Raw genomic sequence first — 14,277 nt, 5'->3', positions numbered from 1 at the left:
TCGCGTTAAGAGTTGCTTTTCGTGGCATTTTTTGTTGGTTGTGGCAAATAAAGAGGTCCTTTTTGCCCACAAGCCGATAAGAATAGTACAAGACAAGCTATAAATAAAAAGCAAATTCGTTTCATTAGCAATAAGCAAGTTAGCGATTAAAGGATAACTATCTATTTATTTGAGTAAAAATTCAAGCAATATACAATGTTTTTGAAGTAACCCGGGAAAATTTTAATAAAAACCCCGGGTTCTGCCGCTTAAACGTTGAGCTCCAGTGCTTTTTCTGTTCTTTCATCATCGACATCGACATCGACATCGACATCGACATCGACATCATCAATCGATATATCAAGCTCTTTTCTATATTCATTCAATGCCGAAACCACATTGTCTCCAGAGGATTGCCAAAATAAAAGTGATTTAACAGAGGAATAGCCTACATGGGCATAAACTGCAAGTGCAATTAATCCAAGGCCAGCAAAAAGAATTCCTCCTGCAATTACGACATTTCTGATATACCGTTTTAATTGCGAATCACGATGTTTGGTCAGTGTCTTTTCTACTCTATCTAAATAGTTGTAAAATTGGCGGACTCTCTCTTTAGGATGAGGAATTTCCTTTTTATTGCGCAAAATATTAAGTAGTTTAGATACTTCTTCAATTTTGACGTTTATTTTATCATCGGCTTCTTTTATTTCATCATCTTGTTCTAAGTCTTTAGGCCTATGTGATAATTGAGATTTGAGTGAGGCCAAATATTCTTCGGTTAATGGAATGAGTTTTTTATTAATGAGTAATAAATGCTCAGCCTCTTTCTCATCGTTCAATGCTTTATGATATTCGGTTTTTTTGCGTTGTTCCGCTCTTAAGGCTGTGTTATTTTCTTTCAGTTGTTGATTTTTTTTCTCTAGGTTTTTCTGTATTTTATCAATGCGTGCAACTAGAGATTCCTTTTCCTCTTCTAAAGTAGTCTTTTCTAGCTTAAGTCTGTCAACTACTCCATATTTGTTAATAGCATGGCGTTCTACTAACTCCTTGAACGTTCCTTTTTCTGCGAGTTCAGGCAAAGCATCAGGGCGGTCTCGATAAAATTTTTGCGCCGCAACATCAATTAACGCTTCTGCTTTTTTTCGGAGATGCAGCTCATGCGTATTGAAAACAGCCACCTCAGTTGCAAGTTCTCGTACCCGAGCTAATGCTGCTATGTCATCAGTGAAGACTCCAATTTGATGATACAGTTTTTCAAACTCATCAAAAGAAATACTATATTGCTCCTCAAATCGTTGTGTAAGTTGGTCAACTAAACTTTCTTCAGTATTGCTTTTAGGTAGTTTTTCCCCCAGTTGCTGGCAGATGTATTCTATTTTTATTCTTATTGGATGATTCGCTAACTCAGCAAACCTAGGACTTTCCATGATCTCTTTGATATCCGGATTAATCTCTCCATCTGAATAACGATCATCTTTATTGATTTGGGTTAATAAAGCATTAAAAAAGCATTTCAAATTTGTATCGGTTGATGTTTGCAAACGGTTAAATTCATCTTGCAAGTTTGCATGCTGTTGTCCTACTGTTTGTGTAATTCCTTTTAAACTCAAGGTATAGAGGGAGTGGACAAATTCTTGAATGGTGTTATTGTTTATTTGTAGTAATTTTTCAAACTCTTCAAATGTAGCAATGATGGCCACAAAAAGGTCTTGCTTTTCTCGTTGCTTACTCTCTTCACTCCAGTCATCTGTCAGGTATTGTTGGCTTACTCGTTGAATTAATGACCCAAATGAATCTAAAACATCTTTGCGCGCACTTTCACTGTCAAGTATCGTTGTGGATGTAATCGAGTGCTCAGTAAGGGATGATGAAAGAGAAGTTGAAAGATTTGTTATTTTTTTAATGTTTCCAGAGAGCAATTTTTTGGCTGAGTCAATCAAGCGTGCTAAATTTGTTTCCGTGGAATTAACTTGGAATATTTTGAAGAAATACTCTTTCATTAATAGGCTATGCTCATCATTTACATACCCGATATTTTTAGGGAAAACTTCTGTTAAAAGACCATATTTATGACCAGTTCGAAGCATTTTTCTTTGAGGGGCCACACCCATAAGGGTATAATGGGTGGAATTAAATGCTTCATAGGCCGCTCTATTTGCATAAATTTTATCATAAAGCTTGCGGAATATGGCTTGAAAATCAAGTTTTGCTACATCAATGTCCCCTTTTAAGTTTTCAAGAAAAGGGATATTTTTTCTACCTAAACCTGTAGGCTCACGAAAAATCTCTTGAGCATTATTAAACTCAACTCCATGTACGGTTAAAAATTTAAGTAGCTTAAAAATCATCAATTTTTGCACGTGAGTCGCTTTAGTTGTTTCAGGCGAAACGACAATGTTTTGTTGAGATGCATTAGTTCCAGCCGAGCCTGTACCATGATGTCCAGGGAGGGTGTTGCGAACTATTATTTGATCAGCTGTAGACGCTTCTGGGTAGATTGGTGTAAAGCCCCAATCAGAACGTTCATTTTCGTAATAGACAAATTCCGCATGTTTTACAACAGGTGGAAGAGTAAAAAATCTTTGATCGTACCAGGTAACAGGCCAACAATCTCCAGGAACCGGATCAATGATAAAAAGATTCATTGATACGTTAGAGATATTCGTTTTTAATGAATTAAACCATAGTTCCTGGGCTTCTCTATCTTTAGGCAGTTGGGTTAGTAATGGTTTAATAATGTCAGGAGTATTATTAAACGGTTTATCTTTTTGTTTTGCTTGTTGGCGCTCGGTTTGTTGCAATGAGAGTAGTTTTATTAACTGCTCAAAATTATCGCAAGAATTAATGGCTTCTTTGATTGCATTTATTTCATGAGCAATCAGAATGGATTCAACGCCACCTCTACTGTGCGCAATTTCATTAAGTTCTGTTTGTCCACGAACAAGCGCATTTAAAGCGATACCCAGTCCAATTCCAATTTTTTCGCCAACATTGCCGCCGTCTGTTTTGGGACCATTAACAACAGCAACCTCTGAGGACTGATAAGGAACAAGTTGTTTGGGAGCAATCGTCGGCTTTTCTTCTGTTTTAATCAACGTAGAAACAATACTTAAAGTTTCTCCCTTCGGGTAGAAGTTCCGTATTATAGTTCCGACTTTCAAAGGTGTTTTTTTCTTATCTTTTAGAGTAGGCGTGTATTCTGTATCTGTCCCTAACATCGTAAGGGTAAATGACTTGGATTCTACTTTCTTAAACATGCTATTGCCGCTTCTTGATTCAGACTAGCGAACTATAATTCATGTTGGCTAATAATGGAATAGCCAGGGCTCTTTATTTGTTGATAAATAATACAGGTTGATATTATTTTGCAATAAATTGACTTTTATCAAATATCGATCGCATATAACTTGCACTGTATTGTTGCATTAGCGATAATTTCTCTTTTTTGTCTGTGAGGGGATTTGTTTTGAATGTAATTATAAATGAGTCACAGGCTCAAACAACACAAGCATGTGTTATTTGGATGCATGGTTTAGGTGCTGATGCTTCCGATATGATGGGTTTAGTTGATCAGTTAACGCTTGCAGATCTCGCGGTACGTCATGTATTTATTAATGCCCCCCAGCGTCCAGTGACTTTAAATGGTGGCATGGTCATGCCTGCTTGGTATGATATTATGGGCATGAAACTAATTGACAGAGAAGATAAAGAGGGAATTGAACAATCCGAATTGCTGATTCGTAAAGTCATGGATGAACAATTAAACCATGGTTTAGCGTACAATCAGATATTTTTAGCAGGATTTTCACAAGGTGGAGCGATGGCATTGCATACCGCTCTTCATACAACAGCTCGTTTAGCGGGAGTTGTTGCTTTATCTGCTTATTTACCTTTAGCTGCGCATACCAGACCAAAGTTGGATAAGAGCACACCTTTTTTTATGGGAGCAGGACAATTTGATCCCTTGGTTTTGCCTCAATGGACTGAATCAAGTAAAGATTGGTTATTGAATAAAGGATATGAACATATTTCTTATTATAAGTATCCTATGGAACATTCAATTTGTTTTGAGGAAATTAAAGACTTAAGTCTTTGGTTTAGAAATAAAATTAGGGGAGAAGCATAAATGCCCATAGTGAAAAAGTCACGTACGGTTAATTATACCTGTGAGCAAATGTTTTCATTGGTGAATGAAGTAGAACGTTATGCGGAATTTCTACCTTATTGCGCAGAAAGCATGGTACATCATCGTGATGAAGATGAAGTACAAGCGACCTTAGTTATTGGTGCTGCCGGTATGAGTAAGTCATTTACCACACGCAACATGTTACAAGTTAATAAAATGATAGAAATTCGTCTTGTTGATGGTCCATTCAGTCATTTAGAGGGGTTTTGGCGCTTTGATGAAGTTGAAGAGGGATGCAAAATCTCTTTTGATCTAGAGTTTGAATTTGCAGGACGCATGTTTTCCATGCTGCTTGGTCCTGTATTTGAACAAGTCACGGATAAGATGGTGGATTCATTTTGTGAGAGAGCCAAGGCAATTTATGGTCAAGGTTGAGCTGGTTTATGTGGCTTTAGACAAGACCACAGAACATATGACTTTAGAGCTCAAACAAGGAGCAACAGTTCTTGATGCGCTTAATGCATCAGGAATATATAATATTCATCCAGAAACACGAGGGATGTCTGTTGGAATTTATGCAAAGCAGGTTACTTTAGAACAAGTATTGCAAGAAGGTGATAGGGTCGAGATATATAGACCCTTGCTTTTAGATCCAAAAGAGAAGCGTCGTCAAAAAGCGATTCGTGCCCGATAATTTTCAGAGTTTGAGTATATAGTGTGTCCTTAGCGAAGCGAAACCCGGGTTTCGCTTCGCTACACCCAGGCTACGATACAGCACCGCTTTATGTCCTGCTTATTCTTGATTAATGTCTGGTGGTTGATTAAGTGATGCTACCCCTGGTTTTAGTTTACCACGTTCGATACGAGCCAGAGCACCGTTTTGGAAGTATAAGCTCACTGTGGACATAGTCATATATCCTCGGCCTCTACGCCAAGTGTATGCGTAGTCCCAGCGGTTTTCATTAAACGTAGGACTTAACAAACTAGTCCCCATTAATATAGCAACATCATTTTTACTCATCCCTATTTTGAGTCGGTCAATTTTCGATTTTGGTAACAAATTTCCTTGCTGTGCTACTCGTCGAGACAGATCAAATGATGAGCATTGAGTAAGAGTTAAGGTGCATACAATTCCTAGTAGAAAAATTATTATTCTCATTTTTTTGCCTATCGTGAAAAATTTCGCCATAATAACACGTCATTTAATGAAAGACACCTTTAACCTAGAAAAGCAGATAAACCTTACTGTGCAAGCTAAGGGTACCGGATCTACTGGAATTTTTTCAGGTTTCGATAAGACAAGTTCTTTACTGCGAAGGAGAATTGATGGAAGAGAGTAAGCAGCTAAAAGATGCTGGATTGAAGATTACTTTACCCCGTTTAAAAGTATTACAAATATTGGAGCAATCTCTTAATCATCATTTGAGCGCGGAAGGTGTTTATAAGGCGCTATTAGAGACAGGAGAAGACGTTGGTCTTGCAACTGTTTATCGTGTGTTAACGCAATTCGAAGCTGCAGGATTAGTGAATCGACATAATTTTGAAGGAGGACACTCTGTATTTGAATTGAGTCAGGGGGCACATCATGATCACCTGGTTTGTATTAAATGTGGTTGTGTTGAAGAGTTTGTTGATGAAGTCATTGAACAAAGACAGAAAACTATTGCCGAACGCGCCAATTTTCACATGACGGATCATGCATTGAATATTTATGGAATTTGTCCACGTTGCCATAAGGATAAATAAACGCTAACGGTGGTTTATACTTCTTTTTTTCCCAACAGGAAAAAAGTGTTTACCTTGCCAATTCCTTTCATTTCTAGAGTTCCTCGTGGCTCAATAATGAATTCATCTTGAAGCATAAAGGCCATTTTTTCCGAGATATGGATTTTATTAGGAAGGGAGGTTTCTTCTAGACGACTGGCTAAGTTGACCACATTACCCCATATATCATAAACAAATTTTTTATGACCAATGATTCCGGCGATTACCGTACCATAGGTGATACCAATCCTAAACTGAAGTTCCATCTTATGTTCTTGATTAAAAGTCATCATTCGATCCAGAATAGCCAACGCATAATTCGCTATATTTATTGCATGCCGGGTGGTTTGTTCGGGAACACCTGAGACTGCCATATAGTTATCACCAATGGTTTTAACTTTTTCTACATAATATTTTTCTGTGAGTTTATCAAGCTCAGCAAACAAGCGATTGAGGATATTTACCGTTTTTTTAGCACCCAATTGTTCCGTTAGTTGCGTAAAATTAATAATATCTGCAAACATAACACTGGCTTGAGAAAATTCATCGGCAATATCTTCCTCTCCCATTTTCAAGCGTGAGGCGATTGCTTCTGGCAAAATATTCAAGAGTAATAAGTCATTTGCCTCATTTACTCTCGATAATGTTTTTAATGCATGAATAATAAAAAAGAGCATGAGTATTGTTGACAGAAGTGAAAGCGCAAGAGCCAAGGCAATAATTTTTGACATCTTGAGATCAATTTTTTCATTGGTTATGAATGTACGGCTATCTACCAGTTTAAAAAATTCTTGTAAGGGTTTTACCACTTGTAATTTGGCACTCGTATAATCATCGCCAAAAACCATTTGTTGCGCTAATTGAGGGTTAGGTTTGCCAATTATCGTGTAGTTCCCTGATTTATCTGGATATTTCCCCTCAAATAAATTCATGGCTTTAATTTCAGTTTCTGATAGTTTATTACTTTGGTTTTCTGCTTTAGTTAGTAATGAAAATTCTTTGAGAGTAAAATGATGCTCCAACATCATTGAGGATAATGATTTTGCTGGGCCATAAGATTGGGGTCGTTTGTTTTTAATAACCAAATCCCAATACAATTCATCATAGTCTAAAGGTAGGGGCGAAGTTCCATTGCGTATGCTTAAAATTTCATTATAGTAAGTACGGTATTTTTTCTCGCCCGTTACTATATAAAGGCGGGCCATCTCGGTTAAATCATCAGAACTTTGTCGAAGTTTATTAGCTAACATATACAATTGATAACGCTCATTTCCATCAATAACCTCTTGAACTGCGATGTGTTTTAAGGCAAATAAACAAATGATAAGGCTCATTAACGTGAGCGCTAAGAAGAAGAAAAAGTAGTATAAAAGACGTGTGTTTTTAAGATGGAGCTTTCTGAGCACGTTTGACTCTTTTTTCCATTAACCTACCTTCAAGAATAGCTTATTTATATAATAATGGAGGCTATTTCTAATAACTTATTTTAAATGCTATTCTTTATAGAAGAGAGGTCTGTTAATTAGGGAATTCCAGGACGAGCCAGACTTGATCCTTAAACAGTTCAAGGATTATTTAATGAAATTGTTATTTTTAGGAGCCGGTAGCGGTATAGGAACGGATTTCGGAAATTTTCAATCAAATATGCTACTTTTAACAGATAGTGGTAAAAAACTTCTGATAGATTGTGGTACAGATATTCGTTTTTCTTTAACTAAAGCCGGATATCAATCTCAAGATATTGATGCACTCTATATTAGTCATTTACATGCCGATCATATCGGCGGGATCGAGTGGTTCGCTTTTCAACGAAAATTTGCCTCCCAACCGATGGGAATGCCTCGTTTAATTATCCATGAGGATTTAGTTGATCTCTTATGGAATGGCAGTCTAAGTGGAGGGTTAAAAACACTCGATGATAAAGAAGCGACTTTAAGCGATTATTTTAAAGTTCAATTAGTTCGTACTGGTCACCCTTTTAACTGGGAGGGCTTAACATTGAACCCAGTACAAACTTTCCATATTTATTCTAATAAAGAATTAATGCCCAGTTATGGTTTGAATATTGGTTACAAAGGGAAAAAAATCTTCATTACAACGGATGCGCGGTTTACCCCTGAACACTTTTCGCCCTATTATCATGATGCATCTGTAATTTTTCATGATTGTGAAACCATGGAAACTCCTAGTGGAGTTCATGCTCATTTTGATCAGTTAGTCACCTTAGAGCCTGAAATTAAAGCCAAGTGTTGGTTGTATCATTATAATGATGGAGCGCTACCTGATGCACAAACTCAAGGTTTTGCTGGTTTTGTTCGTTGTGGTCAGGAATTTGATCTCAGTTAAAAGTGGGTAAGTTCAATCCAAAACAAAATCTCATTTGCAGCTGACTTGTTGAAATCTTATTATAAATAATTCCTCTTTTTCAAAAAAGAGGATTATCTAAATGAGTTTAGGCATAATTTCCCAATAAAAACTCAAGTTTATTCTTAATATTTGATGTATTTCATGGATATAATGGTCTACTTTTCAAATCGTTAATATGGATATTTATGTGGATTGTATGGATTGCACTTTCGCGACCTTACACGTTTATTGTAATGGCCTTAATGCTCCTTATTATTGGGCCACTAGCAATAATGCGTACTCCTACAGATATTTTTCCTGACATTAATATCCCGGTTGTGAGCGTTGTATGGAATTACTCAGGCTTGCCTCCTGATGAAATGGGTAATCGCATTGCGAGTGTTTTTGAGCGGGCCGTTACTACCACCGTAAATGATATTGAACATATTGAATCATCGTCGCTGATTGGTGTCAGTGTAATCAAATTATTTTTTCAACCCAATGTGAATGTTGATTTGGCTTTAAGCCAAGTCACAGCAATCGCACAAACGATGCTCCGTAACTTACCACCTGGGACACTACCGCCATTGGTTTTAAGCTATAAAGCCTCAACAGTTCCTGTTTTACAACTGGTATTATCGAGTGCAACCATCCCAGAACAAAAATTAAATGATTTGGGCAATAACTTTCTGCGTACTCAACTTGCAACCGTACAAGGAGCCGCATTACCGTATCCCTATGGGGGTAAAATACGTCAAATCCAGGTCGATTTAGATCTTCCAGCCATGCAAACCTATGGTATTTCCGCACAAGAAGTTAATAGTGCAATTCTTGCGCAAAACCTGATTATCCCTGCAGGTACACAAAAAATAGGTGAGTATGAATACATTGTTAAATTAAATGGTAGTCCGCTTTCAGCCGTTGATTTAAATGATGTGCCGGTTAAATCAACCCCTGGTCGGGTTTTATATATCCGTGATGTGGCACATGTGCGTGATGGATTTGCACCCCAAACCAATATAGTACGAGTGGATGGAAAACGGGCTGTGATGATGTCAATCCAAAAAACCGGTAATGCATCTACTTTAGATATCGTGAATCGAGTTAAGGATTTATTGCCTAAAGTTAAGAACATGCTTCCAGAAGGACTTAATTTGTCCAATTTTGCAGATCAATCAATCTTTGTTACCGCCGCGATTCACGGAGTTATTACGGAGGGAGTGATTGCAGCGGCATTAACCGGGCTTATGATTTTACTCTTTTTAGGAAGTTTACGGAGTACGCTTATAATTACTTTGTCCATTCCTTTATCCATTATTGCATCGATTACTATTCTTTCTGCGTTGGGAGAGACAATCAATATCATGACCCTAGGTGGTTTGGCACTTGCTGTGGGTATTTTAGTTGACGATGCGACGGTTGCTATTGAAAACATTAACTGGAATTTGGAACAGGGTAAAGAAGTAGAACAAGCAATTCTTGACGGTGCCAAACAGATTGCAATACCTGCCTTAGTCTCAACTTTATGTATTTGTATCGTGTTTGTCCCTATGTTTTATTTAGGGGGCGTGGCTCAATATTTATTTGTGCCTTTAGCTGAGGCGGTAATTTTTGCCATGCTCATGTCTTATATTTTATCACGTACTCTGGTCGCTACCCTGGCAAAATATTGGTTGCATAAACACGATTTGAGCGGGGAAGCGCAAGATAAGGGACGATTTGCGCGCCTACACCAATCATTTGAAGAACAATTTGCACGATTGCGCGGCCAATATTCCAAATCATTATCTTGGGTATTAAACAATGCAAAAGTTTTTATTTGTTACTTTTTAGGTTTTGTTGCCATTTCAATATTATTGCTTTGGCCATGGCTTGGTTCGAATTTCTTTCCTGATGTGGACGCAGGACAAATTAAATTACATATTAGTGCTCCCACGGGAACCCGAGTAGAGGAAACTGCACGAATTGTAGATAATATTGATACTGTGATTCGCCAAGTGATACCCCCTAAAGATATGGGGAGTATTGTTGATAATATTGGGTTACCCGTTAGCGGTATTAATTTATCATACAGCAATTCAGCAACGAATGGACCAGAAGATGCTGACATCTTAATTTCTTTAAAAGACGGGCATCGCCCCAGTTCTGATTATGTGCATCAATTAAGATCAGTCCTAAGAGAACATTTTCCTGCTGTGACGTTCGCATTTTTACCGGCTGATATCGTAAACCAAATTATCAATTTTGGTTTGCCATCACCTATTAATATTCAGGTTATTGGCTTAAAAAAAGATGACAATGCGCGTTATGCCAATAACTTGATGAAGCAGTTAAAGCGTGTTCCTGGTCTCACAGATGTGCGAATAAGACAATCTAACAATTATCCTGAGTTTTTTGTGGAGGTTGACCGTAGTTTGGCAAATGAACTTGGATTTACTCAATTCAATGTCGCCTCTGATTTATTAGTGACCTTATCAGGTAGTTTTCAGACGACCCCCACATTTTGGTTAGATCCTAAAAATGGGGTGTCTTATCCAATTGTCACTCAAGCACCCCAATACGTCATGACCTCATTAAATGATTTGCTTAATATCCCAATTGGAAGTTTAACTCTGCCCAGTCAACTGCAAATTTTAGGTTCTTTTGCAAAATTGAAACGTACTTGGACCTCTGTTGTTGAGTCTCATTATAATGTTCAACCAGTGATTGATATTTTTGCTTCAATCCAAGATAGAGATTTAGGGTCGATAACTAAAGACATCCAGAAAATTATTAATGATACGCAAAACAAGTTGCCCAGAGGATCCTCGGTAGCGATTCGTGGGCAAATTGATACTAAGGAGCATGCATTTAATGGTTTGTATTGGGGTTTGGCTTTTTCGATTTTGTTAGTCTATCTGCTGATTGTTATTAACTTTCAATCATGGGTTGATCCATTTATTATTATTACTGCCTTGCCTGCTGCGATTGCAGGAATTGCCTGGATGTTATTTATTACTCATACCGCATTAAGCGTGCCTGCACTCACAGGAGCAATAATGTGTATGGGAGTTGCAACATCAAATAGTATCCTTATTATTAGTTTTGCTCGCGATCATCTTGCAACTGAAAATGATCCCATGAAAGCAGCGCTTGAGGCAGGACAGACGCGTTTACGACCTGTTATGATGACTGCATTAGCCATGATAATCGGTATGTTTCCTATGGCCTTAGGCTTGGGAGATGGAGGGGAGCAAAATGCTCCATTAGGACGGGCGGTAATTGGAGGGTTATCTTTTGCAACGATGGCTACTCTCTTTTTTGTCCCTTCAATTTTTTACGTAATTCACGAACGCAAGTTGAAGAAGAAGCAAAGGAAGGACCATGCTTAAATCCATTCGATCATATGTACAGAACCATAAACATAGACGACTTGTTATCGCGATAACAGTTTTTTTACTCTTCATTTTAGTGATAATTGTTTTACGTATTTATGCAGCGATAAACTTACGTAATGAGACTCTTGCAGATGCTGTTCCTGTGGTCCGAGTGATGGAAGCCAAACAAGAAAAAGGGGTTGATAAAATTATTTTACCAGGCAATGTTCAAGCTTGGCACGAGTCACCTATTTATGCACGGACTAATGGTTATATAAAAAAATGGTATGTAGATATTGGCAGTCAGGTTAAAAAAGGTGATTTGCTTGCCGTTATTGAAACACCGGAGCTTGATGCGCAGGAACGTCAGGCAAGGGCTGATTTGAAGACTGCAATTGCAAATAATCAATTGGCGCAGATTACTGCAAAGCGTTGGCTTCATTTAGTAAAAACAGAATCGGTATCTCAACAAGAGACTGACGAAAAAGTGAGTACAGCTGCGGCTTTAGAGGCTGCGATGTTTGCTGCTAAAGCTAATTTGCAACGATTACAAGAATTAGTCGGTTTTGAACGTGTTATCGCTCCTTTTGATGGTGTTATTACAGATCGCGCCACCGATATTGGTGATTTAATTGACGCAGGAAGTAGTTCAACAGCGCAACCCTTGTTTCGTATTGCCCAAACAAGTCCTTTGCGAATTTATGTCAAAATTCCTCAGTATTACTCTTCACGAATTAAACCCAATATGACAGTAGATCTCCATTTTGCGGAGCACCCCAAGCAAGTTTTTTCGGCCAAATTATTTGAAACAGCGCAAGCGATTGATCCAAATACCCGTACTTTGCTCGCTCAATTTATTTCTCCCAATAAAAATAAGGAGTTATTGCCAGGTGGGTATACTGAAGTTTGGTTTACTTTAGCTATTCCTCCCAAAACGGTGATTCTTCCTGTTAATACCTTGCTTTTTCAGGCTCAAGGATTACAAGTCGCGACTTTGGATAAAGACAACAAGATTGTCTTAAAATCGGTTACGCTACGACGCGATTTTGGTGCAACAGTTGAAATTGCCACAGGAGTTTTGCCCGGTGATCGCGTTGTACTTAATCCTCCTGATGCCATTATGAATGGTGAAACTGTGCGAGTTGTTTCATGAAAAAATTGCTTGGTGCTGGAGCACTTGTTTTTGCATTAATGGGTTGTTCTTTGGCTCCAACATATCATCGCCCGATTATGCCTATCCCTGAACACTTTAAGGAACCAGGAAAATGGGTGGAAATTAAATCGACACCAAAAATTGTTTCACCCGATGCTTGGTGGCAAGCGTTTAATGACCCTGTTTTAAATGATTTAGAAAACCAGCTGAATGGAGCAAACCAAAATTTGAAATTGGCCTATGCTCATTTTCAAGAAGCAACTTCATTAGTACAAGTAGCTCGATCGTATTTTTTCCCCTTCATGCAGGGATTGTTCAATGCGGATCGCCAGCAAAACTCACGAACGGTAGCGAATCCTGTAACTCCTCCTGTATTTAACCAATTTTTAGTGGGCGGTTTTCTCTCTTATGAGCTTGATGCATGGGGTAGCGTTCGCAATTCGGTCATTGCTAGTGAGCGCACTGCTACGGCGAGTGCTGCTGATGTTGCTTCGGTTCGTTTGAGTCTACAAGCAGAACTTGCGAATGATTATTTTGCATTAAGAGGAAGCGATGAGGCACAACGTATCTTGGATACTACCGTTATCGCGTATCAAAAAGCTCTTTATTTAACAAAAAATCGTTATCGAGGTGGGGCTGCACCTATAGCCGATGTGGATGAAGCTGAAACTCAGCTTGAGAATGCAAAAACCATGGCAGCAGACATGCGATTACAGCGCGCTCAGTTTGAACATGCAATTGCAGTATTGGTTGGGGAAATACCTAGTAATTTTTCTGTGCCTCCAGCCAAATCACCTAAGATTTTTCTGGAAATAGCCCCCAACATTCCTTCAACTCTTCTAGAAAGAAGACCTGATATTGTTGCTGCTGAATCTCGGGTTCAAGCGGCAAATGCAAATATTGGCGTCGCACGAGCTGCTTTTTTCCCTGAGATTGACTTAAGTGGAAGTGCTGGTTTTCAGAGCAAAAGTCTTGCGAATCTCATTTCAAAACCCAGCCTTTTTTGGGCACTTGGTCCGTTGAGTTTATTGACCTTAACGCAACCTGTAGCACAAGTAACGATTTTTGATGGTGGTCGATTGCGAGGCTTATTAAATCAAGCCAAAGCTCAATATTTTGAGACCGTTGCTACTTATCGGCAAACGGTCTTAACTGCATTCCAAGAAGTGGAAGATAATCTGATTGCGATTCATCAGCTCGATAAGGAGTATCGAAGCCAAAATGCCGCAGCTCGTGCAGCACAACGCGCTTGGGATCAAGAGTTATACCGATACGAAGGAGGATTGGTTACGTTTCTGCAAGTTGTTGTCGCTGAAAATACCGCACTACAATCAAAACTTGCATTAGTTAATATCCACACTCGTCGTCAAATTGCGAGTATTCAGTTAATTAAAGCTTTAGGTGGTGGTTGGTCTTTAGATATGGGCAAGAAAAGATAAGACGTGCTGGGCCATCGGGGGAAACTTGGATAAAGGCAAGGAGTCCAGATTAATATTTATCTTAATATTATAGGAGTCTCTCTTGCCTTAATTCTTCAGGACAAGGGGTAACTT

At 38.4% G+C, this 14,277-nt stretch carries 12 protein-coding genes; 8 read left to right on the top strand and 4 right to left on the bottom strand.

Annotated elements, in window-relative coordinates; genetic code table 11:
- Positions 1–5: 5 nt before the first annotated feature.
- Both lptM and ACWTEW_RS37290 read right to left on the bottom strand, forming a co-directional pair.
- The gene (lptM, locus tag ACWTEW_RS37295; RefSeq protein WP_454783039.1) at positions 6–125 is read right to left on the bottom strand and encodes an LPS translocon maturation chaperone LptM; all 120 of its coding nucleotides are present in this window, start codon (positions 123–125) and stop codon (positions 6–8) included.
- Between the two features lie 123 nt (positions 126–248).
- Positions 249–3,236: a hypothetical protein gene (locus ACWTEW_RS37290; RefSeq protein ID WP_454783038.1), complete on the bottom strand. Its 2,988-nt coding sequence runs from the start codon at positions 3,234–3,236 to the stop codon at positions 249–251.
- A 209-nt stretch (positions 3,237–3,445) separates the two neighbouring features.
- Here ACWTEW_RS37290 and ACWTEW_RS37285 point away from each other — a divergent pair, with 209 nt between their 5' ends.
- Genes ACWTEW_RS37285 through ACWTEW_RS37275 form a run of 3 tightly spaced genes read left to right on the top strand, consistent with a single transcriptional unit; the run spans position 3,446 to position 4,799 of the window.
- On the top strand, positions 3,446–4,105 hold the full coding sequence (locus ACWTEW_RS37285; protein ID WP_454783037.1) for an alpha/beta hydrolase: 660 nt from the start codon (positions 3,446–3,448) through the stop codon (positions 4,103–4,105).
- Positions 4,106–4,540, top strand: a complete 435-nt coding sequence (locus ACWTEW_RS37280) for a type II toxin-antitoxin system RatA family toxin (protein WP_454783036.1) — start codon at positions 4,106–4,108, stop codon at positions 4,538–4,540.
- A complete protein-coding gene (locus ACWTEW_RS37275; protein WP_454783035.1) occupies positions 4,527–4,799 on the top strand; it encodes an RnfH family protein in 273 nt (90 codons plus the stop codon). Before ACWTEW_RS37280 ends, ACWTEW_RS37275 begins: the two co-directional genes overlap by 14 nt.
- Positions 4,800–4,898: 99 nt before the next feature.
- Here ACWTEW_RS37275 and ACWTEW_RS37270 read toward each other — a convergent pair whose 3' ends face one another.
- Positions 4,899–5,294, bottom strand: coding sequence for an outer membrane protein assembly factor BamE (locus tag ACWTEW_RS37270; protein ID WP_454783034.1), 396 nt, complete (start codon positions 5,292–5,294; stop codon positions 4,899–4,901).
- A 137-nt stretch (positions 5,295–5,431) separates the two neighbouring features.
- On the opposite strand from ACWTEW_RS37270, the gene fur reads away from it, so the two are divergent.
- Complete coding sequence (fur, locus tag ACWTEW_RS37265) at positions 5,432–5,851, top strand: ferric iron uptake transcriptional regulator (RefSeq protein ID WP_454783033.1); 420 nt, start codon at positions 5,432–5,434, stop codon at positions 5,849–5,851.
- Positions 5,852–5,865: 14 nt separating this feature from the next.
- Here fur and ACWTEW_RS37260 read toward each other — a convergent pair whose 3' ends face one another.
- A complete protein-coding gene (locus ACWTEW_RS37260; protein ID WP_454783032.1) occupies positions 5,866–7,275 on the bottom strand; it encodes an adenylate/guanylate cyclase domain-containing protein in 1,410 nt (469 codons plus the stop codon).
- 172 nt (positions 7,276–7,447) lie between these two features.
- On the opposite strand from ACWTEW_RS37260, the gene ACWTEW_RS37255 reads away from it, so the two are divergent.
- The 4 genes from ACWTEW_RS37255 (at position 7,448) to ACWTEW_RS37240 (ending at position 14,163) form a co-directional block, all read left to right on the top strand.
- Positions 7,448–8,215, top strand: a complete 768-nt coding sequence (locus ACWTEW_RS37255) for an MBL fold metallo-hydrolase (RefSeq protein ID WP_454783031.1) — start codon at positions 7,448–7,450, stop codon at positions 8,213–8,215.
- 206 nt (positions 8,216–8,421) lie between these two features.
- Positions 8,422–11,586, top strand: a complete 3,165-nt coding sequence (locus ACWTEW_RS37250) for an efflux RND transporter permease subunit (protein WP_454783030.1) — start codon at positions 8,422–8,424, stop codon at positions 11,584–11,586.
- Complete coding sequence (locus ACWTEW_RS37245) at positions 11,579–12,724, top strand: efflux RND transporter periplasmic adaptor subunit (protein WP_454783029.1); 1,146 nt, start codon at positions 11,579–11,581, stop codon at positions 12,722–12,724. Before ACWTEW_RS37250 ends, ACWTEW_RS37245 begins: the two co-directional genes overlap by 8 nt.
- The gene (locus ACWTEW_RS37240; protein WP_454783028.1) at positions 12,721–14,163 is read left to right on the top strand and encodes an efflux transporter outer membrane subunit; all 1,443 of its coding nucleotides are present in this window, start codon (positions 12,721–12,723) and stop codon (positions 14,161–14,163) included. Before ACWTEW_RS37245 ends, ACWTEW_RS37240 begins: the two co-directional genes overlap by 4 nt.
- Positions 14,164–14,277: the final 114 nt, after the last annotated feature.

It is taken from the genome of Legionella stuttgartensis, assembly GCF_977063405.2.
Note: the sequence above shows the minus strand (reverse complement) of the source record. Positions and strands in the feature narration are given on the sequence as shown.

Excerpts from the sequence above, each read along its gene's own strand:
- lptM (WP_454783039.1), bottom strand. The coding sequence starts at position 125 with ATGAAACGAATTTGCTTTTTATTTATAGCTTGTCTTGTACTATTCTTA.
- ACWTEW_RS37290 (WP_454783038.1), bottom strand. The coding sequence starts at position 3,236 with ATGTTTAAGAAAGTAGAATCCAAGTCATTTACCCTTACGATGTTAGGG.
- ACWTEW_RS37280 (WP_454783036.1), top strand. The coding sequence starts at position 4,106 with ATGCCCATAGTGAAAAAGTCACGTACGGTTAATTATACCTGTGAGCAA.
- ACWTEW_RS37275 (WP_454783035.1), top strand. The coding sequence starts at position 4,527 with ATGGTCAAGGTTGAGCTGGTTTATGTGGCTTTAGACAAGACCACAGAA.
- ACWTEW_RS37270 (WP_454783034.1), bottom strand. The coding sequence starts at position 5,294 with ATGGCGAAATTTTTCACGATAGGCAAAAAAATGAGAATAATAATTTTT.
- fur (WP_454783033.1), top strand. The coding sequence starts at position 5,432 with ATGGAAGAGAGTAAGCAGCTAAAAGATGCTGGATTGAAGATTACTTTA.
- ACWTEW_RS37255 (WP_454783031.1), top strand. The coding sequence starts at position 7,448 with ATGAAATTGTTATTTTTAGGAGCCGGTAGCGGTATAGGAACGGATTTC.
- ACWTEW_RS37250 (WP_454783030.1), top strand. The coding sequence starts at position 8,422 with ATGTGGATTGTATGGATTGCACTTTCGCGACCTTACACGTTTATTGTA.
- ACWTEW_RS37245 (WP_454783029.1), top strand. The coding sequence starts at position 11,579 with ATGCTTAAATCCATTCGATCATATGTACAGAACCATAAACATAGACGA.
- ACWTEW_RS37240 (WP_454783028.1), top strand. The coding sequence starts at position 12,721 with ATGAAAAAATTGCTTGGTGCTGGAGCACTTGTTTTTGCATTAATGGGT.